The sequence below is a fragment of the Lentzea albida genome (assembly GCF_900111005.1).
Classification (GTDB): Bacteria; Actinomycetota; Actinomycetes; order Mycobacteriales; family Pseudonocardiaceae; genus Lentzea; species Lentzea albida.
The window spans coordinates 184,379-209,031 of record NZ_FOFV01000016.1; the positions used below are offsets into that span (position 1 = coordinate 184,379).

General features: G+C 69.8%; 22 protein-coding genes. 10 read left to right on the top strand and 12 right to left on the bottom strand.

Features of this window, described 5'->3' with window-relative positions; all coding sequences use genetic code 11:
• The first annotated feature begins 12 nt into the window (after positions 1-12).
• The gene (locus BMY74_RS33185) at positions 13-1,224 is read left to right on the top strand and encodes a cytochrome P450 (RefSeq protein WP_089922446.1); all 1,212 of its coding nucleotides are present in this window, start codon (positions 13-15) and stop codon (positions 1,222-1,224) included.
• Positions 1,225-1,287: 63 nt separating this feature from the next.
• On the opposite strand, the gene BMY74_RS33190 is transcribed toward BMY74_RS33185, so the two are convergent.
• On the bottom strand, positions 1,288-2,463 hold the full coding sequence (locus tag BMY74_RS33190) for an acyltransferase family protein (protein WP_218159822.1): 1,176 nt from the start codon (positions 2,461-2,463) through the stop codon (positions 1,288-1,290).
• A 173-nt stretch (positions 2,464-2,636) separates the two neighbouring features.
• Between BMY74_RS33190 and BMY74_RS33195 the strand changes: the two genes are divergently transcribed.
• The 6 genes from BMY74_RS33195 (at position 2,637) to BMY74_RS33220 (ending at position 9,458) form a co-directional block, all read left to right on the top strand.
• Positions 2,637-4,046, top strand: coding sequence for an NDP-hexose 2,3-dehydratase family protein (locus BMY74_RS33195; protein ID WP_245786491.1), 1,410 nt, complete (start codon positions 2,637-2,639; stop codon positions 4,044-4,046).
• Positions 4,047-4,156: 110 nt separating this feature from the next.
• Positions 4,157-5,344, top strand: a complete 1,188-nt coding sequence (locus BMY74_RS33200) for a nucleotide disphospho-sugar-binding domain-containing protein (RefSeq protein ID WP_143091791.1) — start codon at positions 4,157-4,159, stop codon at positions 5,342-5,344.
• A gap of 6 nt (positions 5,345-5,350) precedes the next feature.
• Positions 5,351-6,940 (top strand): MFS transporter, encoded by a 1,590-nt coding sequence (locus BMY74_RS33205; protein ID WP_089922450.1) that lies wholly within the window; start codon positions 5,351-5,353, stop codon positions 6,938-6,940.
• A gap of 99 nt (positions 6,941-7,039) precedes the next feature.
• On the top strand, positions 7,040-7,489 hold the full coding sequence (locus BMY74_RS33210) for an ester cyclase (protein WP_089922451.1): 450 nt from the start codon (positions 7,040-7,042) through the stop codon (positions 7,487-7,489).
• A 9-nt stretch (positions 7,490-7,498) separates the two neighbouring features.
• Positions 7,499-8,272, top strand: coding sequence for an NAD-dependent epimerase/dehydratase family protein (locus tag BMY74_RS33215; RefSeq protein WP_089922452.1), 774 nt, complete (start codon positions 7,499-7,501; stop codon positions 8,270-8,272).
• A 13-nt stretch (positions 8,273-8,285) separates the two neighbouring features.
• A complete protein-coding gene (locus tag BMY74_RS33220) occupies positions 8,286-9,458 on the top strand; it encodes a nucleotide disphospho-sugar-binding domain-containing protein (RefSeq protein WP_089922453.1) in 1,173 nt (390 codons plus the stop codon).
• A 55-nt stretch (positions 9,459-9,513) separates the two neighbouring features.
• On the opposite strand, the gene BMY74_RS33225 is transcribed toward BMY74_RS33220, so the two are convergent.
• On the bottom strand, positions 9,514-10,542 hold the full coding sequence (locus tag BMY74_RS33225; RefSeq protein ID WP_089922454.1) for an MDR family NADP-dependent oxidoreductase: 1,029 nt from the start codon (positions 10,540-10,542) through the stop codon (positions 9,514-9,516).
• 134 nt (positions 10,543-10,676) lie between these two features.
• Here BMY74_RS33225 and BMY74_RS33230 point away from each other — a divergent pair, with 134 nt between their 5' ends.
• Both BMY74_RS33230 and BMY74_RS33235 read left to right on the top strand, forming a co-directional pair.
• Positions 10,677-12,041, top strand: a complete 1,365-nt coding sequence (locus BMY74_RS33230; protein ID WP_089922455.1) for a GMC family oxidoreductase — start codon at positions 10,677-10,679, stop codon at positions 12,039-12,041.
• On the top strand, positions 12,031-12,621 hold the full coding sequence (locus BMY74_RS33235; protein WP_089922456.1) for a malonic semialdehyde reductase: 591 nt from the start codon (positions 12,031-12,033) through the stop codon (positions 12,619-12,621). The genes BMY74_RS33230 and BMY74_RS33235 overlap by 11 nt, the downstream gene beginning before the upstream one ends.
• 91 nt (positions 12,622-12,712) lie before the next feature.
• Here the strand turns inward: BMY74_RS33235 and BMY74_RS33240 are convergent, their stop codons facing one another.
• From BMY74_RS33240 to wrbA, 6 genes are all read right to left on the bottom strand, one after another.
• Positions 12,713-13,549, bottom strand: a complete 837-nt coding sequence (locus BMY74_RS33240) for an SMP-30/gluconolactonase/LRE family protein (protein WP_089922457.1) — start codon at positions 13,547-13,549, stop codon at positions 12,713-12,715.
• A gap of 31 nt (positions 13,550-13,580) precedes the next feature.
• A complete protein-coding gene (locus BMY74_RS33245; RefSeq protein WP_089922458.1) occupies positions 13,581-14,636 on the bottom strand; it encodes a winged helix DNA-binding domain-containing protein in 1,056 nt (351 codons plus the stop codon).
• A complete protein-coding gene (locus BMY74_RS33250; RefSeq protein ID WP_218159823.1) occupies positions 14,633-15,706 on the bottom strand; it encodes a winged helix DNA-binding domain-containing protein in 1,074 nt (357 codons plus the stop codon). The genes BMY74_RS33245 and BMY74_RS33250 overlap by 4 nt, the downstream gene beginning before the upstream one ends.
• A gap of 95 nt (positions 15,707-15,801) precedes the next feature.
• On the bottom strand, positions 15,802-16,620 hold the full coding sequence (locus BMY74_RS33255; protein ID WP_089922460.1) for an SDR family NAD(P)-dependent oxidoreductase: 819 nt from the start codon (positions 16,618-16,620) through the stop codon (positions 15,802-15,804).
• Positions 16,621-16,698: 78 nt separating this feature from the next.
• Positions 16,699-17,721: a ketoacyl-ACP synthase III family protein gene (locus BMY74_RS33260; protein ID WP_089922461.1), complete on the bottom strand. Its 1,023-nt coding sequence runs from the start codon at positions 17,719-17,721 to the stop codon at positions 16,699-16,701.
• Complete coding sequence (gene wrbA, locus BMY74_RS33265; protein ID WP_089922462.1) at positions 17,722-18,309, bottom strand: NAD(P)H:quinone oxidoreductase; 588 nt, start codon at positions 18,307-18,309, stop codon at positions 17,722-17,724. It lies immediately after the preceding gene.
• Between the two features lie 110 nt (positions 18,310-18,419).
• Here wrbA and BMY74_RS33270 point away from each other — a divergent pair, with 110 nt between their 5' ends.
• A complete protein-coding gene (locus tag BMY74_RS33270; protein WP_089922463.1) occupies positions 18,420-19,025 on the top strand; it encodes a response regulator transcription factor in 606 nt (201 codons plus the stop codon).
• Positions 19,026-19,077: 52 nt separating this feature from the next.
• Here BMY74_RS33270 and BMY74_RS33275 read toward each other — a convergent pair whose 3' ends face one another.
• The 4 genes from BMY74_RS33275 to BMY74_RS33290 form a co-directional block, all read right to left on the bottom strand.
• Positions 19,078-21,309 (bottom strand): sensor histidine kinase, encoded by a 2,232-nt coding sequence (locus tag BMY74_RS33275; protein ID WP_177230042.1) that lies wholly within the window; start codon positions 21,307-21,309, stop codon positions 19,078-19,080.
• Between the two features lie 129 nt (positions 21,310-21,438).
• The gene (locus tag BMY74_RS33280; RefSeq protein ID WP_143091792.1) at positions 21,439-22,080 is read right to left on the bottom strand and encodes a hypothetical protein; all 642 of its coding nucleotides are present in this window, start codon (positions 22,078-22,080) and stop codon (positions 21,439-21,441) included.
• Positions 22,081-22,106: 26 nt separating this feature from the next.
• Positions 22,107-24,368 carry a TOMM precursor leader peptide-binding protein gene (locus tag BMY74_RS33285; RefSeq protein WP_089922466.1) on the bottom strand — a complete coding sequence of 754 codons (2,262 nt, stop codon included), beginning with the start codon at positions 24,366-24,368 and terminating at the stop codon, positions 22,107-22,109.
• Positions 24,365-24,544, bottom strand: coding sequence for a hypothetical protein (locus BMY74_RS33290; RefSeq protein ID WP_089922467.1), 180 nt, complete (start codon positions 24,542-24,544; stop codon positions 24,365-24,367). The genes BMY74_RS33285 and BMY74_RS33290 overlap by 4 nt, the downstream gene beginning before the upstream one ends.
• Positions 24,545-24,653: the final 109 nt, after the last annotated feature.

Below are 24,653 nucleotides of genomic sequence, written 5' to 3' on the forward strand. Positions count from 1 at the left end.
AAGGGAACCGCCATGACCAACGCCGAGACAGAGCTGACGCCTTTCCCCTGGCACCGCAAGTGCCCGTACCAGCCCCCGGAGGAATACGCGCAGCTCCGGCCGGAAACCCCCATCGCGAAGGTCGGGCTCCGCACCGGTCGCGAGGCGTACGTCGTCACGAGCTACGAGCACGTGCGCAAGCTCCTCACCGAGCCGAACGCGAGCTCCGACCGCGGGCACGAGGGTTTCCCGTACTACATCGACATCCCGCCCCAGTTCCGCACCGAGGGCTCGTTCATCGGCTGGGACCCGCCCAAGCACACGGTCTACCGCCGGATGGCCGCGGTCTCGGGTGAGTTCACCAAGCAGCGCGTCCGCGCGATGCTGCCCCGCATCGAGCAGATCGTCGACGAGCGGATCGACGCGATGCTGGAGCAGGGCGGGCCGATCGACCTCGTCACGGCGCTCGCGCTGCCGGTGCCGCTGACGATCGTCTGCGAGATCCTCGGCATTCCGCACCAGGACCACGACTACCTGCACGACCGCACCGACAAGCTGTTCGGCGGCAAGTCCTCCGCCGAGGTGCGCATGGCCGCCATCACCGAGCTGAACGGCTACCTGGCCGGCCTGCTCGAGAAGAAGCTCGAGGAGCCGGGCGAGGACCTGATCAGCCGCATCGTCGTCCGCTTCCACGAGGCCGGTCTCTACGACAGCCGCGAGCTCGTCAACCTGGTCCGCCTGCTGCTGAACGGCGGTCACGAGACCAGCGCCGCGATGATCGCGATCGGCGCCATGACCCTGCTGGAGCACCCCGACCAGCTGGAGAAGCTGAAGAACGACTGGAGCCTCGCGCCCAACGCCGTCGAGGAGCTGCTGCGCTACCTCACGCCGGGCGACCTCGCGTCCTCCCGCGTGGCGCTGGCCGACATCGACGCCGGCCCCGTCACCATCAAGGAGGGCGAGGGCATGATCATCTGCGGTGGCGCCGCCAACCGCGACCCCGAGACCTTCCCGGAGCCCGACAAGTTCGACATCGAGCGCCCGAACGCGCGCAACCACGTCGCGTTCGGCTACGGCGTGCACCACTGCATCGGCGCCGAGATCGCCCGCGTCGAGCTCACGGTCGTGCTCACCAAGCTGTTCCAGCGCATCCCGAACCTCCGGCTCGCCAAGCCGTGGAACGAGCTGCAGTACAAGGACGGCGCGGTCATGTACGGCGTCTACGAAATGCCCGTCACCTGGTGACTTCCAGCGCCACAACGAGAAGGGCCCGCCGGTTGCTCCCGGCGGGCCCTTCTCGTGTTGTGCCTAGCGGACAGCGGCAACGACATCCTCCTGCGGGGACGTCTGCAGCGGCTTCACGGGCGTGCGGCCGAACTTCCGCATGAACGGGGTCTCCACCCACGCGAACAGCGCCCAGGAGAGCAGCAGGGACACCGCGAAGGCCGCCACGAGGAACGCCAGGGCGACCGGGGTCGACCAGGCCTTGCCGCCGAAGCCGCCGAACGCGTTGATCTCCGTGCCGAACGCCCAGTGCCCGTACGTCAGCACCAGCCGGTGCACGAGGTAGAACGCGAACGACACCTCACCCAGCCACACCATGCCGGGACGGGCGAAGAACGTCCTGCGCCCCTTGACGTCCGCGACGGCCGCGGCCGGGATCAGCAGGGCCAGCGGGATGATCGTCGCGCCGGTGAACGCCCACAGGAACGGCACGAACAGCGAGGCGACGTAGCCGACGACCGCGAGCGCGACGCCCCACTTGACGCCCAGACCGATCCACCGCCCGGTCATGACGATCCGCGCGAGGACCATGCCGAGCGCGAACTCGAACAGGCGCGAGACCGGGAAGTTGTAGACGAACCAGATCTGGGTGTAGGACGCGGGACCCCACGGCCAGACCGGCGCCGACGGCAGCGCCAGCTTGGCGATCAGCGGCACCAGCAGCACCGCGAGGACCGCGGCGCCGGCGTAGAGCCACAGCCGGGACGGGCGGATCTTGTTGACCAGCACCAGCAGGAACGGGAAGGACAGGTAGAACAGGGCCTCGACGGACAACGACCACGCGACGCCGTTGCCGGACAGCAGGACGTCGTAGTTCGGGACCCACGCCTGCAACAGGAACAGGTTCGCCAGGGCGGAGGCCGGGTCGACCGCCTGCCGGAACACCAGCAGCAGCACGATCGCCGCGACGAACGTGACGACGTGGTTGGGCAGGATCTTGGCGAACCGCCGCCGGAAGAAGTTCCCCTTCGTGTCACCGGGCCGCGCCGAGTACGTCAGCACGAATCCACTGAGGACGAAGAAGAACGACACGCCGACGAACCCGGCGGTGCTCGTCGCGAGCATGTACAGGAAGCCGATCTCAGGAGTCCTGAAGAGGAACTCCAGGCTGCCGTGGAAGACGAAGACCATTGCCGCGGCGACGAACCGCATGCCCGTCAGCGACGGGAGTCTCGACGAACTCGCTACTTGGCTCGACACGGTGGGGACCTTTCGGAAAGCGGATCGACGGTGGTCGCCCGATGGTGGGAACACGCCATGGCGAATGGCTCGCGACCTGCTCGAAGGCTTTTCCCTCCGCCACTTCCCGATCCGTTCTCCAGCGGGCGCGGACACCGTTTCGGAGTCGAGGGAAGTCCCCCAGGGAGGTTGCCGTGCCACCGTCCACCACGGAGCTGCGCAGGCGGGAGGACACCGACCTCCCGACGAGGCTCGCGAAGTCCGCCGCCACCGAGCAGGGGGCGTTCCTGCAGACCGAGCACTTCGACCTGTGGCTCACCGAACGCTGGCTCGCCAACGCGTTCCGCGTCGAGCGCATCCCGTTCGCCGACCTGGACCTCTGGTACACCGAGGAGGAGACGGGGAACATCCGGCACCAGAGCGGGAAGTTCTTCACCGTCGAGGGCCTGAAGGTCGACACGCCCACGCGGTCGTGGAGCCAGCCGATCATCCGCCAGCCCGAGGTGGGGATGCTCGGCATTCTGGTCAAGGAGTTCAACGGCGTTCTGCACTGCCTGATGCAGGCGAAGATGGAGCCGGGCAACCCGAACCTGCTCCAGCTCTCGCCGACCGTGCAGGCCACGAAGTCGAACTACACCCGCGTGCACAAGGGCGCCAAGGTGAAGTACCTGGAGTACTTCGCCGAGGGCGCCCAGCGCGGCCGCGTGATCGTCGACGTGCTCCAGTCCGAGCACGGTTCGTGGTTCTACCGCAAGAGCAACCGCAACATCGTCGTCGAGGTGACCGAGGACGTGCCCGCCGACGACGACTTCGTCTGGCTCACGCTCGGCCAGGTCAACTCGTTGCTGCACCGGGACAACCTCGTCAACATGGACTCGCGCACGGTGCTCTCGTGCCTGCCCGCGCGCGGTTTCGGCGAGCCCGCCACCGAGTTCCAGTCCGCGCTGCTGGCGTCCCGGGACCCGCACGCGGGCGCGCTGTCGGCGACACCGGACGTGCTGAGCTGGTTCACCGGCCAGCGCGCCGACCACGACATCGACGTCTCGCGCGTGCCGCTGGGCCAGGTGCCGGGCTGGATCCGCACCGACGACGAGATCAGCCGCGAGGACGGGAAGTTCTTCCGGTGCGTGGCGGTGCGGGCGATCGCCGGCAACCGCGAGGTGACCAGCTGGACGCAGCCGCTGTTCGAACAGCACGGCAGGGGAGTGGCGGCGTTCATCGTCAAGCAGTTCGCCGGCGTCCTGCACGTGCTGGTGCACGCGCGGCTGGAGGGCGGGTTCCTCGACACCGTCGAGCTGGGGCCGACCGTGCAGTGCGTGCCCGGCAACTACCACGACGCCGAACGGCCGCCGTTCCTCGACCACGTGCTGTCCGCGGAGAAGTCGAGGATCCACTACTCGACGGTGCATTCCGAGGAGGGCGGCCGATTCCTCGACACCGAAAGCGACTACCTCGTCGTCGAGGCGGACGATTCATTCCCGACGGATGTTCCGCCGCAGTACGCGTGGGTCACCGTGGGCCAGCTGACCGATTTGCTGCGGCACGGCCGTTACGTGAACGTGCAGGCCAGGACGCTGGTGGCGGCGCTCAACGCCCTCGGCTAGTCGACCGGGCGGGAAATAGTACCTGCGTCACCTGCGAAAAACACGATCGGGTTACGCGGCTCTAGCGCGAATCGAGTGCCACCCGATCCGGCTTGAATAGCGTGGTCACCATGAAGATCCTAGTGAGTAGCGGTCCGTCGTTCGGGCTCTACTTCCCCGTCGTCCCGCTGGCGTGGGCCTTGCGGGCCGCGGGTCACGAGGTGCTCGTCGCGAGCCCGGAGAGCATGGCCGCCACGGTCAACGGCTCCGGGCTCCCGCATGTGGCCACGTACGGCCCCATGCACATGCGCGAGGTCATGCTGCACGACCGCGCGGGCAACCCGCTGGCACAGGCGAGCACCGAGGAGGGCCTGCTGGAGCAGGTCGGCCGCGGGTTCGGCCGGCTCGCCGCCCGCACTCTCGACGGCATGCTCGCCATCACCGAGGCGTGGAAACCGGACGCCATCATCGGCGAGGCGCACGCGTTCTCCGCCGGTGTCGCCGCGAAGCTCCACGGGATCCCGTGGTTCGAGAACGGCATCGGCATCGGGTACCGCTCCGACATCGACGGCTGGACCGCGCAGGAGTTCGCGCCCGAGCTGGAGAAGCTCGGGTTCGACGCGTTGCCGCACCCCGACCTGGTGCTGGACACGTGTCCCGCGATCATCCACCCCGCGGACGTCCGCGACAACGTCGTTGCGGGACAACCGATGCGGTGCGTCCAGTACGACACCCCCGCCCCGGTCCCCTCGTGGGTCTTCGAGAAACGCGACCGCCCGCGCATCATGATCACGCTCGGCACGATCCTGCCGAACTCCCCCGCGGGCCCGGCGATCTTCAACGAGCTGGTCCGCACCCTGCCCTCGCTGGGTGTGGAGCTCGTGCTCGCGATGCCGGACGAGGCGGTCGCCAAGCTCGCTCCGCTGCCCGACGCCGTCGTCGCCGCCGGGTGGATGCCGCTCACCTCCGTGCTGCCCGCCTGTGATCTCACGGTGCACCACGCGGGTGGGGGATCGACCATGTCCTCCCTGATCGCCGGACTCCCTCAGCTGCTCGCTCCGGGAGTCATGGCGGAGCAACGGGATTCCGCGCAACGCCTCTGCGACTTCGGCGCCGCCAGGCAGCTGCAGTCGCAGGAGGTGGAACCGGCCGAGGTCCTCGAGGCCTGCCGGGCGTTGCTGGAGGACGCGTCCTACACCGATCGCGCGAGCGAGTTGAAACAAGCGATAGAGGAAATGCCCTCGCCCGGCGCGGTAGTGCCGGTGATCGAGGACTTCGTCCGTCACCGCGCCGTCGGCGCAGCGGAAGAAACTGAGTGAGGAGCTATGACCCAGAACATCGACGCGGCGCCGGATTCAGGTGCGCAGAGTTGGCCCGGTGCCAACGCGAACCAGGGTGAGCCGTTCAAATGGCGCTGGCTGGCACTCGGTGTCATCCTGCTGGCCACCGCGATGGACATTCTCGACTCGTTGATCACGGTCATCGCCGCTCCGTCCATCGTGGCGGACATCGGTGGTGGCGCGACCTTCATCCAGTGGCTCGGTGCCGGCTACACGCTCGCCATGGCGTGCGGCCTGATCATCGGCGGCCGGCTCGGTGACATCTTCGGCAAGAAGCAGATGTTCATCGTCGGCGCCACGGGCTTCACGCTGGCCTCGGCGCTGTGCAGCGTCGCGACCACGCCGGGCGTGCTGGTCGTCGCCCGCGTGCTGCAGGGCCTCTTCGGCGCGATGATGCTGCCGCAGGGCCTCGGCGTCATCACCGAGGTGTTCCCGCCCAAGGAGATGGCCAAGGCGTTCGGCGCCTACGGCCCGATCCTCGGTCTCGCGACCATCGGCGGCCCGATCCTCGGCGGCTGGCTGATCAACCTCGACCTGTTCGGAACCGGCTGGCGCGCGATCTTCCTGATCAACCTGCCGCTCGGCCTGCTGGCGATCATCGGCGCCATCAAGACGTTCCCCAAGGCCAACAAGACGGCCAAGAAGCTCGACCTCGTCGGAGCGCTGCTCGCCTCCGGCGGTGCCGCGCTGCTCGTCGTCCCGGTCGTGCAGGGACGTGAGGAGGGCTGGCCGGCGTGGACCTTCGTGTCCATCGTGGCCGGTGTGATCACGTTCTTCGTGTTCGGCTGGTACGAGGGCCGTCGCGACAAGAACGGCGGCGAGCCGCTCGTCGTGCCGTCGCTGTTCAAGAAGAAGGCGTTCAACGGCGGTCTGGTGGCGGGCCTCGCGTTGTTCTCGGCGCTCACCGGCTTCTCGCTGGTGCTCAGCATCTACCTGCAGCTGGGCCTCGGGTTCACCGCGCTCGGCGCGTCGCTCGCGGTGCTGCCGCAGGCGATCGGCTCGACGTTCGGCTTCGCCGCGTCCGGTGCGGGCCTCGCCGCCAAGCTGGGCCGCCGCCTGATCCACATCGGACTCACCGGCATGATCCTCGGCCTGGTCGCGTTCTACCTCACGATCAAGCTGGGCGGCCCGGACGTCGGCGGCTGGGCGATGTCCCCGTCGCTGTTCTTCGCGGGCATCGGCATGGGTCTCGCGATGGCGCCGTTCTTCGAGCTGATCCTCGCGGGCGTCGACCCGCACGAGACCGGTTCGGCGTCCGGCACGCTGACCTCCGTGCAGCAGTTCGGTGGCGCCCTCGGCGTCGCGGTCCTCGGCACCGTGTTCTTCGCGGTGGTGGGCGGATCCGGCTACCTGCCGGCGATCGAGACCAGCATCTGGGTGGTCGTGGCACTGGAACTCGCCGCGGCCGGGCTGATCTTCTTCCTGCCGAAGATGCCGAAGCCCGCCTGGGACCCGAGCGCCTGGGAGGGCGGTGACGGCGGTGGCGAGTGGAGTGCCGAAGCCGCCGCGCAGTGGGGTGGTGGCGACACCGCCGACAAGGCCGCGGCCGACTGGAACGCGGACGCCAAGAAGTAAGCGCAACACCTGAATTGTCCGGAAGGCTCGCCGATCTCGCGATCGGCGGGCCTTCCGCACGTAGTGGGCTCTTTTCAAGAAATCTTCGAGGGAGACTCAATGACCGCGGTGGCAGAACCTTCTCTGGACGTCGCGCTGGCCGCGACGTACAAGAAGTCGATCAGCGAGCACTACAAGGACCTCGCGCTCAAGCTCCAGGTCGCGCTGAACACCCAGGACCTCAGCCTGGTCGACGGCCTGATCCACGACGAGTTCCTCGACGTCACGGGCCCTCCCGGGATGTTCCCGGACGGTCCCGAGGGCGTGCGGCAGCACATCCTGTGGCTCAACCGCCGGTTCAAGGACGCGAAGTGGGAGGTGCAGCAGGCCGTCGCCGAGGGCACCACCGTCGTGCTGCGCGTCCGCTTCACCGGCATCGAGACCGAGGAAGGCCAGGCCGCACCCGTCGGCACGCGGTTCACCTACGCGCAGGCGCACTACTTCGAGGGCCGCGACGGCCTCCTGGTGCAGCACATCGGTGTCCGCAGCGAACAGGACATCTCCCAGTAAGGGACTTCCATGGACGTCATCGGACGTGGCTTCCTCGCCACGAACCTCGCCCGAATCGCGGGAAAGCATCATGACGTCGTCGCGTTCGCGGCCGGATCCTCCTCGACCGTCGCCACGTCGTCGGACGAGTTCGGCCGCGAGACCGGCATCCTGCACGACGCGATCGGCAGGTGCCGCGCGGAAGGCAAGATGTTCGTCTACTTCTCCACCGCGTCCGCCGCGATGTACGGATCCCCGGACTCGCCCGGCACGGAGGACGGACCGGTCTACCCGGGCAACGCCTACGGGCGCCACAAGCTCGCGATGGAGGCGCTGATCCGCGCCTCCGGGGTGGCGCACCTCGTGCTGCGCCTGGGACATCTCGTCGGTCCCGAACAGCCGCCGCACCAGATGATGCCCACCCTGGTGGCGCAGGTGCGGTCCGGCGAGATCGAGGTCTGGCGAGGCGCGCACCGCGACCTCGTCGACGTCCTCGACGTGGTGCGCCTGCTCGACGCGATGCTGACCGTCCGCGTGTCGGACGAGGTCGTCAACGTCGCCAGCGGCGTGCCCGTCCCGGTCGAGGACGTCGTGGCACACCTCGAGAACAGGCTGCGCGTGCCGTTGCGGAAGAGCTACCGCGACGCGTTCGCGCGGCACGACATCTCCCTGGCCAAGCTCACCCGCCTCGCACCCGTCGTGCGCGAGCTGGGCTTCGGCCCCCACTACTACCGGCGCGTCGTCGACCGCTACCTCAGCGCGACGACCGGCGTGCCACTCGAAGTCCTACCGTCAGCCGGATGAAGGAGCAACGGCAATGCGAGTACTGATCAGCACGTGGCCGGCGAGCGGGCACCTGCAGCCGATCGTCCCACTGAGCTGGGCACTGCGCGGTGCCGGTCACGAGGTCGTCGTCACCACACCCCAGCACCTCGTGCCCTTCGTGAAGTCGACCGGCCTCGACGCGATCGCCCTCGGCGAGGAGCAGGACCAGAAGATGATGCTGCAGGGCATCATCCAGCAGGCCGGCGAGAACGCCTCCCCCGCAGAGGCGCTGCCGCGGCCGGACCGCCAGTTCTGGGGCAACATCGCCTACGGCCCCGCCGGTCGCACCGCGGAGGTCCTCCCGCTGCTGCTGGAGAAGGCCAAGGCGTTCGCGCCCGACCTGATCGTGTCGGACCCGATGGACCTGTCCGGGCGGCTGCTCGGCGGCATCCTCGGCGTGCCGGTCGTGCGGCACCGCTGGGGCGTCGACCCGCTCACGGAGGCGTTCGAGGAGACCGCTCACATGGTCCTCGACCCGGTGGCGCAGCAGATGGGCCTGACCGGCCTTCCGGAACCGGAGCTGACCATCGACCCGTGCCCGCCGTCGTTCCAGCTGCCCGGCCTCGAGCAGGGCCGCCCCGTGCGGTACCTGCCGTCCAACGGTTTCGGCGCCGTGCCGGCGTGGGCGCTCGAGGAGCCGTCGAAGCCGCGCATCTGCGTGTCCTTCGGTTCCATGCCCAAGGAGCTCGGCATGCGCAAGGTGCTGGGCTGGGTCTACGAGGCCATCGCGCGCCTCGGTGACGTCGAGGTCGTCCTCGCCGTGCCGAACGGGATCGACGCCGAGGACCACTCGGTCATCGCGGACAAGGTGATCTCGTCGTCGCACCTGCCGCTGAACCTGTTCATGCGCACGTGCTCGGTGATCGTGCACCACGGCGGTTCCGGCACGGGCCTCACCGCGCTGAACGCCGCCACGCCGCAGCTGGTGCTGCCGCAGTTCGCCGACCACTTCCCGTGGGCGGAGCGGCTCGAGGCGACCGGTGCCGGCGCGTTCGTCGAGGGCACGGAGAAGCAGCAGGACGTGTCGTTCATCCAGGACCTCCTGGAGGAGCTGATCCACAAGCCCGAGGCCAAGGAGGCGTCGCTGGCGCTGCAGGCCGAGATCCACGGCGCGCCGTCCCCGGCCGCGCTGGTGCCGGAGCTGGAGGCCCTCGCGGGCGTCTGAACCCCGGACGTGGAGAAGCCCCCGGCTCGCGAGCCGGGGGCTTCTGCGTTGTCCTCTAGTCGTTGAGCTGGAGCACGACCGTGCCCGCGTACTTCTTGTCCAGCAACCCGATGAACGCCTCCGCCGCGAACGGCACGCCGCCCTTGACGACGGTGTGGGCGAAGGAGATCTTGTCCTCCTTCAGCCACGTGGAGAACTGCTGGTTCCACGCGGCCAGCTGCTCCTCGGTGTCGAAGGTGGCGAAACCCCTGAACGTCAGCTGCTTCGCGATGGCGCGCATCAGGGCCAGGCGCGGGTGGTCGCCGTCCGTGCCGCCGATCTGGCCGCTCAGCGCGCCGCACAGGGCGAACCGGGCGCCGGGCTGGGCGTGTTCGACGGCGGCCTCGAACTGGTCGCCGCCGACGTTGTCGAAGCACACCGTGATGCCGTCGGGGGCGAGCGCGCGCAGCTGGTCCAGCACCGGGCCGTCGTGGTAGTCGAACGCCGCGTCGAAGCCGGCCTCGTTCAGCAGGAAGTCGACCTTCTCCTTGCTGCCGGTGGAGCCGATGACGAGCTTGGCGCCGCGGGCCTTCGCGATCTGCCCGGCGAGCGTGCCGACCGCGCCGGTCGCACCGGAGACGAACACGATGTCGCCCTCACCGGCGCCGGCCATCTCGACGATGCCGCGCCACGCCGTGGGGCCGTTGGCGAGGTAGTACTCCGCGCCGGGCAGCAGCGAGCGGTCGAGCTTCTTCACGCCGAAGCCGGGGCTCACGACGGCCCACTCGCGCCAGCCCTCGTAGTGCAGGACGAACGTGCCCACCGGCAGCTCTTCGTTGTGGGAGACCACGACGGTGCCGACGGTGGTGCACCACGGGGTCTTGCCGATCTCGTAGTTGGGGATCGGCAGCGCCGTCTCCTCGTTCATCAGGTCGCGGTACACCGAGCCGAGGAACATCCACTCGTTGCGCACCAGCACCTCGCCGTCGCCGGGGGTGGGCGTCGGCACCTCGACGAGCTCGAAGTTCTCCTGGGTCAGCCGGTCCGCCGGACGCGAAACCAGGCGCAGCTCCCGCGACGTCGTCGGAATCGCTTCGGCGCTCATACGGATCTCCTTATGCCTTGCACAGTGGGGTTTCCACCGTCCCCCCGCACGGCTTCGGCTGCCTTGAGAGGTGCCTGAGCCACCTCAAGGCACGTGCGAGCGCGGTTGCAGGGCGCACTGGCTGACTTGGGGCCATGGCTGACTTCGACGTCATCGTGGTCGGCAGCGGCTCGGCGGGCGGCGTTCTGGCGGCACGGCTGTCGGAGGACCCCTCGCGGCGCGTGCTGCTGCTGGAAGCGGGACCTGACGACCCCGCCGCGGGCCCCACGCACAACTGGATGTACCGGTCGGAACCGCAGATCGGCGGAGAGCCGCTGAACCTGCCGCGCGGCAAGATCGTCGGCGGTTGTTCGGCGGTCAACGCGTGCATCGCGTTGCGCGGCGCGCCTTCCGACTACGACGCGTGGCCGGGCGACTGGTCGTTCGACCGGGCCCGGTCCTACTTCGAGACCGTCGAGTCGGTCGTGCCGATCCGCCGGCCCTCCGACGACATGACCTCGACGAACCGCGCGTTCATCGAGACCGCCGTCTCCCTGGGCATGGAGCGGCTCGAGGACCACAACGCGCCCGGTGCCGTCGGCGCCGGCCCGGTGCCGCTGAACGAGGTCGGTGGCGTGCGGCAGAGCACGGCCGTCACGTACCTCGCGGCCGCCCGGTCGCGGGAGAACCTGACGATCCGGCCGAACTCGCTGGTGTGCAAGGTCCTGGTGCGCGACGGCCGCGCGGTCGGCGTGGTGCTGCTCGGCGGTGAGACGGTGTCGGCCTCGACGGTCGTGGTCGCCGCCGGCGCGTACGGCTCGCCCGCGGTGCTGATGCGGTCGGGGATCGGGCCCGCCACGGCGTTGTCCGCCCTGGGCATCTCGGTCGTGGCCGACCTGCCGGTGGGGCAGGGGTTGCAGGACCACCCCCTGGTCACGGTGAAGCTGATGGGCCGCGGTCCCGCGCTGTACCAGGCCGTCGCCACGACGCCGTCCGGCCTGCAGTTCCTGCCCGGCGCCCCGTCGCCCGCCGAGACGACCGGCGCCAACCTGATCATCTCCGTGGCGCTGCTCAAGCCGACCTCGCGCGGCCGCGTGTGGCTGCGCTCGGCCGACCCGACCGACGCGCCGCACATCGATCTCGGCCTCTTGCGGTCCTACGAGGACAGAGCGCTGATCCGGTCCGGTGTGCGCGACCTGCTGCGCCTGATCGGCACCAAGCCGTTCGCCGGGGAGATCGACGGTCCGCCGCTCAACAGCCCGCCCGCGGACCTGTCGGACGACCAGGCGCTCGACCGGTGGATCTTCGCGAACACGGGCACGTACCACCACGCGGTGGGCACGTGCGCGATGGGGTCCGTGGTGTCACCGGACGGGCAGGTGCTCGGCGTGGACGGCCTCTGGGTCGCCGACGCCTCCGTGATCCCGGAAGTGCCCGCAGCCAACACCAACCTGCCCACCATGATGCTCGCGGAGCACGTCTCCGCGGTACTGATCGAGGAGTCGCGCAATGTCGCTTGAGCTGGACGCCGCCGCCCAGGACCTGCTGTTCCGGGAAGCCCGCACCGCCAACACGTTCTCGTCCGACCCGGTCTCCGACGAGACCCTGCAGGCCGTCTACGACCTGGTGAAGTACGCGCCGACGTCGATGAACCAGCAGCCGCTGCGCATCGTCCTGATCCGCACCGACGACGCCCGCGAGCGCCTGGTCAAGACGATGTACGGCCCGAACGGCGCCAAGGTCGCGCAGGCGCCCCTGGTCGCGATCCTCGCCGCGGACCTCGAGTTCCACGAGCTGATGCCGCGGGTGTTCCCGCACTTCCCCGAGGCCAAGGACATGTTCGCGGACCCCGCGATCCGCGAGGCGTCGGCGATCCAGAACGGCACGCTCCAGGCCGCGTACTTCCTGCTCGGCATCCGGGCGGCCGGCCTGAACGCCGGGCCGATGATCGGGTTCGACGCGGAGGCCGTGAACCGCGAGTTCTTCCCGGACGGCAAGCAGAAGGTGCTGCTGGTGATGAACATCGGCAAGCCCGGTGAGAACGCCTGGTGGCCGCGGTCGCCGCGGCTCGAGTACGACGAGGTCGTGTCCGCCGCCTGAGGTGGAGCGGGAGGAAGGCCCCGGCCGGGTGGCCGGGGCCTTCGTCGTGGCGGGAACGGGAAGCCCTGCCTGCGTGGGCAGGGCTGGTGCCTCACGGCTTCGGTCGCGGGATCGCCACCGACGTGTAGCTCGTCTGCGGCGTCGCCTCCGTCGTGAACCGCCCGTTGATCACGTACAGCAGGTCGTCGTGCAACGCGAGCGAGCTGGGGATGTCGAACCGCGGGTCGCTCACCCGCCGCAGCACCTTGCCGACCGTGCCCTCGTGGTTGAGCCGCAGGAGCACGACCTCGTTGCGCACGCCCATCGCCACGTACAGCAGGTCGCCGTCGAGGACCATGCCGTCGCAGTCCATCAGGTCCTCACCACCGAGGTCGACGCTCGTGGCGCGGCCGGTGGCCGTGTCCACGTGGAACAGTCCGCCGGTGTTGGACTGGTTGACGAGCAACGCGGTGCCGTCCGGCGTCTGGCAGATCCCGTTGGCGTTGAAACCTTCCTCGAGGTACTCGATGTCACCGCTGAGCGGCAGCTGGGAGACCTCGTCGAGCTCCGGCAGCTCGCCGTTGCCGCCCAGGGGGAGCTTCCACAGCACCGGCAGCACCGAGTCGGTCGCCCACGCGGCGGTCGGGGTGAGGGCGAAGTCGTTGACCAGTCCCGCCAGCGGGTAGGAGGCCAGGGTGGCGCCGGAGGCCGCGTGGATCACGTGCGCGTCGCCCGCGAAGCCGCCCGCGATGAACAGGCGGCCCCTGCGGTCGAGCTTCACGCCGGCCGAGGCGGTGCCGGGGCCGGGGTGGATCAGCCTGCCCTCGCCGGTGATCAGGTCCGCGCGGTAGATGGACCCGTCGGCCAGCGAACCGAAGTACGCGAACGGACCGGGCCCGATCGTCATCGACTCTGGCCGGAATCCGTCCGGCAGCGCGATCGTCGTCATACCGGCCAGAAAACCGCAGCTCGCTCCAGGTTCACTCGAAGATCACGGCGTGGTCCGCACCGGGCGCCACGAACTCCAGCAGGCGGTGTCCCTCGGCCTCGACCAGCGCGCTGTCTCGTTTCAGGAGCCGCTGGTACGGGGAGAGCGACAGGGTTCCCTTCGCCACCTTCCAGGTACCGCTGACGAACCCGTCGACGGTGAAGCCGCCGCGGGTGGACGAACCGTTGAAGCCGGGGGAGGTGATCCGGGTGCGGTCGGCGTGCGAGAGCGCGACGTTGTCGAACTCGGGCAGGAACCGCGGCGGCGCCGGGGTGTCCTCGTCCGGCCGCGGCGAGTCCTCGTGGTCGAAGAGCGTCCTGCCGTTCTCGTCGGTGAACCGCCGCAGCGGCAACCGGTCGAACACCTCGGACAACCTGGTGAGACCGGACCACGTCTGCGCGTCCTGGACGCTCGCCGGTCCGAACGCCCTGAGGTAGCGGGACACCACCTCGGTGATCGACGGTGCGGGCAGGGACTCGGCGCCGAGCCAGGTGTGCAGCGTGGCGTGGTCGCCCCGGCCCTGTGCGACGCCCCAGACGCCTCGCGGGGGGATCTGCGCGAGCGGGACGAGCAGCTGCACCGCGTACGCCAGGGCGGTCGCCTGATGGCCGGGCCAGCGCTCCTGCAACAGCTTGCCGAGGTCTTCACGCGTGCGTGGTTCCTCTTCGAGCAACGAACGGCCGTGCTCGGCGAGTTCTTCGGGGTCGATGCCCGCGATCTGCTTCCCGTTGTGGCCGGTGAAGTTCACACGGTCCAGCACGGGTTTCAGCAACGGCCGCAACAACAGTGCGTCGCGGGCGCTCACGAGGTGGATCGTGCCCCTCATCAGCACGAGGCGGACCGCGGAACGGTCCTCCAGGGTGGCGGCGAGGGCGGCGGGCTGAAAACCGCTCACCCGCGACCACAGGCCCACGTACGGCGACAGCGGGACCTGGGACTGCATGCCCACCAGGTGTTCCACGACCTCCAGAGGTGCCTTCTCGCTGCGTTCCAACAGGAACTGCCGGGCCAGCAGCGCCCGGTTCAACTGCCGTGCGGAGAGCTTCACCCGACCACGAGCTCCCGCGTCGTCGCGTCCGGAGCGGCGAAGCGCATCAGCGCGTCGGCCTCCTGCTCGACCACCTTCAGGTCCTTTTTGGACAACGGCTTGAACAGCGTCAGCGTCAGGGTCGCGGTCTTCTTCTGCTCCTTGAGCTTCCAGATCCCGTGCACGAACCCGTCGACCAGGAGCGTGGCCGCGATGCCCGCGCCGACGCAGACCTTCTTGCGGATGTCGTCGTCCATCACGCGGGTGCGGTCGAAGTGCGACACCATCAGGTTGTCGTACTCGGGCAGGAAGCGGACCGGCGCCGGCGTGTCCCCTTCCGGCCGAGGTGCGTCGCGCAGGTCGTAGAGCTCCTGGCCGGTGTCGGACCGCAGCACCTCCAGCTCGGGACCCATGTCCTTGAACACCTTGGCCATGAACGTCAGCCCGGTGAACGCTTGGAGGTCCTTGACGGTGGCCGGCCCGTACGCGGCGAGGTAGCGGCGCACCAGGTGCTTCGGGTCCGGGTCCTTCGTGAGCTCGCGGTCGAGGAACGGCTCCGCGAGCGTCGACGGCACCGACCCGCCCTTGCCCCACGGCGGCACGTGCACCAGCGGCACCAGGTACTGCACGGAGTACGCGAGCGCCAGCGGATCGCGGCCGGGGAACCGCTCGCTCATCGACTCGCGCAGCTGCACCTGCGTCAGGGCCTTGCCGCGCAACAGCTTCTTGCCGTGTTCGGCGATCTCGGTGAGGTCCAGGCCCTCGGTCTCGCGGCCGAAGAAGCCCTTCTGCGCGCGGTTGAGGACGGGCTGGAGCAACGGCCGCAGCCACAGCAGGTCCGTCGTGGTCACGAGGTGCATGGTGTAGCGCATGAGCGACGACCGGACGATCTGGCGGTCCAGGATGAGCTTCGAGAGCTCGTCGCGGTCGAAGTGCTCCAGGCGTGCCCACAAACCGATGTAGGGCGGGAAGGGCAGCTGCGCCTGCAGCCCGACGAGCTGCTCGGTGGCTTCGAGCACGCCGAGGTCGTGGCGCTGCAGCAGGAGTTGGCGCGCGAGGGTGGCTCGGTTGATCGCGCGGCGGTCCAGCACGGGAAGGCCTTTCTGTAAAAGCACGGGAAACGCGGAAACGCGGCCGTCACCGGAGGTTACCGGTGACGACCGCTTCAGGACGGGAAGGACGCAGGTCAGGCAGCGTCGCCCTCGATGCGCGAGCGGAACCACGACATGAACAGGTGGTCGGTGCCCGCGGTGAGGTCCTGGCCGCCGTCGATCGTGATGATCTGGCCGGTGACCCAGGAGCTGGCGGGGCTCGCGAGCTGGGTGATCCACGGCGTGATGTCCTCGACCGTGCCGGTGCGGCCCAGCGGCATGATGTCCGCCAGCGTGGCGAAGATGCCGTCGGTCTCCTCCTCGTTGAGACCGTTGGCCGCGTACACCTCGGTGCGCACGCCGGCCGGCGCGACGGCGTTGACCCGGATGCCGAGCGGGGCCAGCTCGCGCGCCCAAGTGAGCGTCAGGCTGTGCATGCCGGCCTTGCTGGCCGCGTACAGCGCCGCGCCGGGCTCGGGGTTGTGGCCCGCGACCGACGACACGAACACGATGTTGCCCCCCGGCTTGGCGAGGAACTGGTAGAGCGCGCCGGTGAGGCGGACCGGGCCGAGCAGGTTGATGTTGAGCAGCTCGTTGCTGGCCTTCTCGTCGAAGTACTCGGCCAGGGTGTTGCGGAAGATGCCGGCGTTGTGCACGAGCACGTCCAGCTTGGCGCCGTTGGTCTCGACGGCGTCGGCGACGGCCTGCGCGCCCTCGGCCGTGGTGACGTCGGCGGCCACGGGGACGATGTTCGGGTGCAGCTCGGCGACCTCGTCCAGCCGCTCCTTGCGGCGGCCGGTGATGATCACACTCGCGGCGCCGAGCTTCGCGAACTCGACGGCGGCGTGCTTGCCGATGCCGGTGCCACCACCGGTGACGACGACTCGCTGGCCTTCAAACGGCTGGTCGGACATGGTCTGGGTTCCTTTCGAAAGCCATCGGGTGTCACACCTATCCAGCCAAAAGCGTCTGGCATCTCACTTGAGCGGCGGTCAGGCCGCCCAGGACGGCTTCGCGTCGATCTCCAGCACGGCGCAGCCCCAGCTGTACCCGGCGCCCACGCCGAACAGCACGACGCGCTGCCCCGGACGGGCCTGACCGGTGTCGACCAGGTGCCCGAGCCCGGCGAACTGGTCGCCCGCGCCGAGGTGCCCGACCGTGCGGCTCCACTCCCACGTCGTGCGCGAGGTGTCGATGTCGTACGGGCGCAGGTAGTTCACGTCGAGGCGGCGCCGGCCGAAGTGCGGCAGCACCACCCAGTCCGCGTCACCTATCTTCATGTCCGCGTCCGCCAGCGCCTCCTCGACGGCGGCGGCCTGGCCCGCGTTGGCGCGGTTGATGCCGAACGAGAGCCCGTACTGCCTGGCGAACGAGTTCTTGGCGGCCTCGAAGTCCACCGGCATGCGGTGCGAGAACGGCGCGAGCCCCATCGGTTCGTCGCCGCGGTGCAGCGGCTCGAGATCGGAGTCCGCGTTGATGGCCAGGGAGAGCAGTCGCGCGTACCCGCCTCGCCGCGACAGGACGACCGCGCTGGCGCCGTCCGCGTAGGGCGTGCCGGGGTCGGTGCGCCACCGGTCGATGCCGGGCAGGCAGAACCGGTCCGCGGTGGTCAGCAACGCGTCACGACCGGGGCTGAGGTACCGCACGGCGAGGTCCAGCGCGGCCATGCCGCCGTTCGACATCTGCCGGATCTCGAGCGCCAGGCAGTTGTTGCGCACGGTCTCGCGCTGGATGTAGCTGCCGACCGGCCACAGGTCCTGGCCCTGGTGGTAGGTGGTGGCGTGCAGGATCAGCTCGACGTCGTCCCCGGTGCTGCCGGCCCGCGCCAGTGCCTGCTGGGCCGCCTTGACGCCCATCTCGGCCGCCGACTCGTCGGGGGAGTAGGCGACGCTGGTGACGTCCGTGCGGGCGACCAGCTTCGGCTCGCACTCGCCGGAGTCGATCGCGTCCTGCACCCTCAGCGTCGCGGGGAGGCGGATCCCGTTGCCCCGCAGGTAGATGCCTTCGACGCGCACTCAGACCTCCTTCAGCGCACGGGCGACCCGCACGACCCGGTCGGCCTGCACGCGGGCGGACTGCAGCGCGACCTCGCCCACCGGCTTGGAATCCGAACCCAGGACGTGAGATGTGCCGTACGGGTTCTCGTTCAGCCCCGGCGGCACGATGATCCCGCCGAAGTGGCAGACCATGTTGTGGATGGAGACGATCGTGGTCTCCATGCCGCCGTGCGTGCTGCCGCCCGACGTGAACGCGCTGTACACCTTGTTCGCGAGGCGCCCCTGGAACCACGCGGGACCCAGCGTGTCGATGAACTGCTTGAGCTGCGCGGACATGTTGCCGAACCTTGTGGGCGTGCCGAACAGGACCGCGTCGGCCCACAGCACGTCCTCGACCTGGGCGACCGGCACGTCCTCGGTCTGCCGGAGGTGCTCGGCCCACGCCGGACGCGAGTCCACGGCGGCCTGGGGCGCGAGTTCGGCCGCCCTGACCAGCCTGACCTCTGCTCCCGCCTTCTCCGCGGTCTCGGCGATCTCGGTGGCGATGCGGTGGATCGTCCCGGTGGACGAGTAGTAGACGACGGAGACGTTGACGCTGCGTTCCATGGCGGGATCCCTTTCGCAGGCAGGTCCCCACCACCGTTGCCGGTGCGCCTCGACGCGGCGTCGAGCGCGGCCTGAACGCCGGGGGATATGGTTCTCGCCGGAGGGGCGCAATGATCAGGGTTCTGCTGGCCGAGGACATGCACATGGTGCGCGGTGCCCTCATCGCGCTGCTCAACCTCGAACCGGACATCGAAGTCGTGGCCGAGGTGAGCTCGGGGGACAAGATCCTTCCCATGGCGCGGCAACACAAACCGGACGTGGCGGTGATCGACATCGACCTGCCAGTCCTCGACGGCCTGAGCGCGGCCGCGAAGATCCGGGAGACGATGCCGTCGGTCCGCACGCTCATGCTCACGTCGCTGGGCCGCCCCGGCACGCTGCGCAAGGCGCTGGCGGCCCGCGTGGACGGGTTCCTGCTCAAGGACGCCCCGCCCGGCCAGCTCGCGGGCGCGATCCGCGACGTGGCGGCGGGCAAGCGCGTGGTCGACTCCCAGCTGGCGCTCGCCGCCTGGGACCGCGGGGAGTGCCCGCTGACGGACCGCGAGCTCGAGGTGCTGCGCCTGGCCGCGGCCGGGTCGGACGCGCCGGAGATCGCCGTGGCGCTGTCGCTGTCGACCGGGACCGTGCGCAACTACATGACGACCATCATCACCAAGCTGAACGGCCGCAACCGGGTGGACGCGATCCGGATCGCGGAAGAAGCCGGCTGGATCTGAGCAGGCAGCGGGAGAGGGCGCCGCGAGGCGCCGGACCTCCGCGCGACACCGCTCAGCTGCCCAGCGGGATCTCGGCGTGCAGGCGGAACGTGCGGTCCGACGTCGGACCGGCGTCCAGGCTCCCGCCCAACGCCCCCACGCGCGTCGTCAGGTTCCCGATGCCGCTGCCGTCACGCGAGTTCCGGTCCATCGTCGGGATGCCGTCGTTGATGATGTCCATCGTCACCAGCCGAGGTGAGCTCGACAGCACGATCTCGCAGCGCTCGGCCTTGCTGTGCCGCAGCAGGTTCGTCACGCCCTCGCGCAGCACCGTCGCGAGCGTCACCCGCACGTCGACCGGCAGCCCGTCGCACGAGTCGATGCGCACGGTCACGTCGATGTCGGCCGCCGACAGCAGCGCCTGCGCCGACTGGGTCTCCTCGTCCAGCGACAGCTCGCGGTAGCTCAGCGCCACGGACCGCACGTCCGCGAGCGCCTGCCGGGAGATGTCCAGCACCTCGCTGAGCTCCTGACGGGCGCGGCCGGGGTCGATCGTGAGCAGGCGGTGGGTGAGCTCGCTCTTCAACGTGATGGCGGACAGGCTGTAGCCGAGCAGGTCGTGCAGGTCGCGGGCGAACCGCAGCCTCTCCTTCGTCACGGCGGCCGTCGCTAGCTCCTCGCGCGCCTCGTGCAGCTCGCTCACCATGGACCGCAGCCGGGCCAGCGCGTACAGCACCAGGCCGTGGTTCATCGCGGCCATGACTCCCCACGCGACGTACACGGCGTCCTGCCCGAGCACGCTGAAGACGACGCCCTGGCCGGCCACGACGACGAGGAACCCCACCCAGCCCGCGGTACGGGGCAGCAGGAGCGCGGCCGACCCGGCGATGAAGCCGGGCAGACCGATGAACGGGCTGCCGTACACGAACTGGGGCACGTACACGCAGACCGCGAGCGCGCCGAGCACCGCGGCCGTCCGCGCGGGGGTCAGGTGGACCTGCGGACGGCTCACGAGGCCCAGCACCAGGGCGATCATGCCGGCGATGCTGACCAGGGCGACCGCGATCCCGAACGGTCCGAGCAGCTCGTAGTCGTGGAACGACAGCGTCGCCGCCATGAGGCCGTACCCGACCACCACGGACGTGACGAGCACGTGCGCGAACCGCGTCGGGATCGGCAGGCCCGCCGTGCCGCGCTCGCCCGCCGGTTCCTCCGGCGCGGGGGTGACCGGCACCTCGGCGTGCAGCCGGTAGGTGCCGTCCGGGGAGGACTGGGCGGACAGGGACCCGCCGATTCCCTTGGTGCGGGTGGCGAGGTTCGTGAGGCCGCTGCCCCTGCCGGTCGTGGTCTCGCCGGGAGCGCCGTCGTTGACGATGTCGATCGACACCCGGTGCGCGTCGCCGGAGATCCTGATCGAGCAGCGGGTCGCGTCGCTGTGCCGCAGCAGGTTCGTCACACCCTCGCGCAGCACCGTCGCGAGTACCGTCCGCGAGCGCGGCGACAGCTCACCGCAGTCGAACTCGATCGTCGTCGCGACCCCCGCCGCGGCCAGGACCGACCGCGACGACTCCACCTCGTCGGTCAGCGACAGCTCGCGGTAGCTCGACGCCACGGCGCGGACGTCCTTCAACGCCTCGCGGGCGATGGTGAGGATCTCGGTCAGCTCGCGCAGCGCGCGTTCGGTGTGCTGCCCCACCAGCTTGCGGGCCAGCTCCACCTTCAGCGTGATCGCGGACAGGCTGAAGCCGAGCAGGTCGTGCAGGTCGCGGGCGAACCGCAGCCGCTCCTGCGACACCGCGAGCTCGGCCAGTTCGGAGCGGGCCGTCTCCAGCTGCCTGACCAGCGTCGGCAGCCGGGACAGGCCGTAGACGACCAGGCCGGAGACCACCGGTGTCAGCACGTAGTAGGCGAGCTCGGCGAGGTTCGCGACGTACAGGTACTTGATCCCGCCGTTGGTGAGCGCCACCGCGGCGAACACGAACCACCGCACGCGTCCCGGCAGGACGAGCAACGCGCTGCCGGCGAAGAACCCCGGCATGCCGGACCACGCGTTGGGGAAGTAGAGGACGGGGACGAAGACCAGCAACGCCATCGCGCCCAGTGCCAGGTACGCCCTGACCGACCGCAGATCGGCCCCCGGCCGCGAGAACACCCGCAGCTGCAGGTACCCGATCGAGAACAGGCAGGCAAGCGATCCGACGACCCGCACCGGCGTGACGCCGGCCTGCAGGACGTAGAAGAAGGCGTTGCCGAGGTAGTTGGCGAACACGACGCTGATCACGACGTACGCCAAGCGACGGGACACGGATGAGCGTTCCTGTCGCAGTGTCACAGCAGCAGCTCCCACGCGAGGGTCTGGACGCGGCCATGATACGGGCGCTTCCTGGGAAATCTCGCGTTTCGCGGACCTCGAACGGAGCAACATGGCGGCGTATCAACACCTCGGGACGACGAGTTGCGCACCGGCGAGATAAGCGACGACGTCCGCGACCAGCGTCCTGCTGACGTGCAACGCGTCCGAGATGTGCGCGATGGTGGTCTCGCCGTCGAGCAGGGACTTCGCGATCTCCGTCGCGGGCGCGCTGTGCAGGATCACCTGGTACTGGCGTCCTCCGCAGGTCAGCGCCTGGTCGCCGTTGAGCCGCTCGATCTCGGTGCCCGGCCGCATGGACACGGTCTCGTGGTCGCCGATGTGCGGCAGCGTGAACACGGCGTCCCCGGTCACGGCCACGACGGACAGGATGGGGCCGGCGCCGTCGTCCATGCCGAGCGACGGCACGACACATCCACCCAGTTGGTCGAGCGTGTTCTTCAGCTTGCGCCAGATCAGGCACGGTCCGCCGCCGGTCTTCCACCGCACGAAGTTCTCGTGCAGCGCGGAGATGTTCTCCAGGGCGACGGGCCCGAGACTCATGCGGTGCAACGCCTCCCGCACGACCGGGCTGGTGTCCGCGAGCTGGATCGCGCCCCACCTGCCGTGCACGGTGAGGTGCTCGGAGCTCTCGTCGACGAAGGCGTCCTCCAGCAACGACCACAGCGGGCGTCCCGTCGGGACGTGCGATTGCGTGGGCACCACGGCGCTGCTCCGCTCCGGCAGGTGGGTCACATGAACAACGGGATCGGGTTGAGCTCGTCGTACCGGCGTGGCCGGTTCAGTCGCCCCAGTTGTACCGGCACGTCGTAGAGGCGCCCTTGAGCGAACCTCGACCAGAAGTGGCGCAGCCCCGGCACGACGACCCTGACCACCGGGAGACCGAGGTCGGGCCTGGTCTGGTCCAGCACGAGCACCTCCATCCCGCGTGCCTCCAGGGCGTCCCGGATGCCGCGGATGTCGTCGGCCAGGTCGTCGCGGTGCTGGTGGTCGTGGTGCGACGCGTCGTGCGGTGCGACGGCCGGATCGGGTACCAGCCAGGGCTGCTCGGCGACCCGGGTCTGCTCGAACCAGGTTCTCGTGTCGGTGTCGAACGAGTCCAGGCCGGCGGTGCCGCAGACCATCGGCATGCACTGGTTCAGCTCGGTGAGCGCCCTGCGTGCGGCGATCCGCGGGTCCAGGTGCGCGCCGCAGCCGAGCATGACGTCCTCGCGGCCGCCGCCGGTGCGCCGTGACAGGGCCACCATCACGGGCACGCCGAGGTCCGCGGTCACGTCGAGCAGCCACACCTCGCGGCCGAGACCGGCGTGCACCTCACGGCACTCGTCGATCCACCGGTCGCGGAACGAGTCCAGGTCGACACCCGGCACCGGCGTGCGGTTGTACCACCAGATGGCGACGGCGTCCCGTTCGACGAGTTCCAGCAGCGCCTGCAGCACCGCGTCCTCGAGGCTGCTGCCGGCGGCGCACCCGTTGGAGTTCGCCGTGACGCTCGGCGGGCAGGGGGCGCCGAAGTACGACATGCCGGTGGGCAGGTACCTGTGCCGCTGCTCGGTGAGCGACCAGTACGGGGTCCAGCTCATCACCTCGTCCTCGTCGAACGGGGTGGTGACGTGCTGGAACTTCGAGTGGGCCGCGTTCCAGGCGTCCCTGCCGGCGAACTGGCGCGGGTCGTAGAGCTGCACGGCGCCGGGGTGGACCGCCCGGTCGCCCAGCGACCGGTAGCTGCCGCTCACCTGGGCCTCGTCGCCGCAGAACGTGCCGCTGCGCCGTTCCACCGCCTCGCACAGGGCGCCGACCTCGGCGTCGAGCGGCGTCACGCCCTTGCCGCCGGTTTCCGTCCGCAGTGACGAACGCAGCCCCTCGATCCCTTCGCCGTCGGCCGCGATGTTCGAGCCGGACCAGAAGGAGTTGAAGAACGCGGGTCCGGTGGTGTTGCGGCGGATGTCCCGCACGATCCCGGTGAGCGGGCCGACGAGGTGCCGGTAGGTGTCGAGCACCTCCTGGGGCGACGCGGACCGGTGGCCGCCGCCGGAACAGGAGCGCTTCCTGCGGCTTTCCAGCCGGACGGGCTCGAACGCCCTGCGTGCGACCACCTCCGGGTCCCCGCAGCCGGGGCACTGCGGGCGGACCCGCACCTCGTGCTGCGCGACCTTCATGGTGAGGCTGTCGTAGCTCCAGATGGACCGCTGCGCGTCCTGGCGCAGGCCCGCGAGCCACTTGGCCGCCTCGACGGAGGCGATCTCGAGCGCGGTCGCCCGCAGCGACGGCAGCCCGATGGTCGCGCGGGGTGCGGGACCGCGTTCCCCGCACCGCGCCCGCACGTGGGCCTCCGCCGACCGGTTGGCCGACAGCCTCGTGGCGAGGCACCGCCAGCACGGGCCGTCGCCGGGCGTGAAGAAGGGACCCACGCACACCTGCGCGCCGACGGGCTTGAGCAGCAGCCAGGGGGTACCGGCGGCCCGGTGCGCGGCGTCGAGCTCGCGGAGTTCGGGAGCCAGGTAGTCCGCACACGCCACGACCGTCAGGTCACCACTCCCCGAGGTGACCGCCAGTCCGTTGCGGTGCAGCGCGTCCACGACCGCGTCGCGGTCGATGTCGCCGATCGTGACGACGGAGACGAGCGACGTCGTTGTCGCCGCCACCGCGTCCGCGGGATCGAGGCCGGCCGCGTCCCAGTACGCGAGTGAGGCCTCGATGTCGGCCGAAACGTCCTCCGCGCCCCTGCAGCTGATCAGGCCCGCCGCGGTGAGCCGGGCGAGCATGCGTTCGACCTGGTCCGAGGTCAGGTCGGCGGATGCGTCGCGCAGCAGCGCCGTGAGGTCGCGGGTGCCGTCGAGCAGCAGTGCGAGCGTCTCGACGTGCGGGCCCTGCAACGCCGTGACCCCGGATTCCCCGAAGAGGTACACGGCTTCGCCCCGCACGATCTGCGGCCGGAGGTGCCGTTTGAACCCGATGCGTCGCGCATCCGGCTCGGCCAGGTCCTCTCTCATGCCGCGAGGACTTCTTCGTACCTCACGAACGACCGGGTGCCGGGAGAGGTGGCGCACCAGTTCATGGGCAGGAAGTCGGCCGAGGACTCACGGTCGAACTCGTAGATCTTCACGTCGGCGGAGTCGTCGACGGCGGTGATGGAAACCAGCTGCTCCACGGTGGCGGTGGGGTACATGTTGAACTCCGATGTTTGCGACCGAGTTGACGTGGGTAATCATGAGGACTTCGGCTAATGGCCTGGTAGTTACCGCTTAACGCGCCTCGGTATGAAGTTTTCATACCCC

Bases quoted from the DNA above. Each gene is read 5' to 3' on its own strand.
- BMY74_RS33200 (WP_143091791.1), top strand. From the start codon at position 4,157: ATGAAGATCCTAGTGAGTAGCGGTCCGTCGTTCGGGCTCTACTTCCCC.
- BMY74_RS33215 (WP_089922452.1), top strand. From the start codon at position 7,499: ATGGACGTCATCGGACGTGGCTTCCTCGCCACGAACCTCGCCCGAATC.
- BMY74_RS33210 (WP_089922451.1), top strand. From the start codon at position 7,040: ATGACCGCGGTGGCAGAACCTTCTCTGGACGTCGCGCTGGCCGCGACG.
- BMY74_RS33230 (WP_089922455.1), top strand. From the start codon at position 10,677: ATGGCTGACTTCGACGTCATCGTGGTCGGCAGCGGCTCGGCGGGCGGC.
- BMY74_RS33290 (WP_089922467.1), bottom strand. From the start codon at position 24,544: ATGTACCCCACCGCCACCGTGGAGCAGCTGGTTTCCATCACCGCCGTC.
- BMY74_RS33270 (WP_089922463.1), top strand. From the start codon at position 18,420: ATGATCAGGGTTCTGCTGGCCGAGGACATGCACATGGTGCGCGGTGCC.
- BMY74_RS33285 (WP_089922466.1), bottom strand. From the start codon at position 24,368: ATGAGAGAGGACCTGGCCGAGCCGGATGCGCGACGCATCGGGTTCAAA.
- BMY74_RS33205 (WP_089922450.1), top strand. From the start codon at position 5,351: ATGACCCAGAACATCGACGCGGCGCCGGATTCAGGTGCGCAGAGTTGG.
- BMY74_RS33235 (WP_089922456.1), top strand. From the start codon at position 12,031: ATGTCGCTTGAGCTGGACGCCGCCGCCCAGGACCTGCTGTTCCGGGAA.
- BMY74_RS33225 (WP_089922454.1), bottom strand. From the start codon at position 10,542: ATGAGCGCCGAAGCGATTCCGACGACGTCGCGGGAGCTGCGCCTGGTT.
- BMY74_RS33185 (WP_089922446.1), top strand. From the start codon at position 13: ATGACCAACGCCGAGACAGAGCTGACGCCTTTCCCCTGGCACCGCAAG.
- wrbA (WP_089922462.1), bottom strand. From the start codon at position 18,309: ATGGAACGCAGCGTCAACGTCTCCGTCGTCTACTACTCGTCCACCGGG.
- BMY74_RS33240 (WP_089922457.1), bottom strand. From the start codon at position 13,549: ATGACGACGATCGCGCTGCCGGACGGATTCCGGCCAGAGTCGATGACG.
- BMY74_RS33220 (WP_089922453.1), top strand. From the start codon at position 8,286: ATGCGAGTACTGATCAGCACGTGGCCGGCGAGCGGGCACCTGCAGCCG.
- BMY74_RS33255 (WP_089922460.1), bottom strand. From the start codon at position 16,620: ATGTCCGACCAGCCGTTTGAAGGCCAGCGAGTCGTCGTCACCGGTGGT.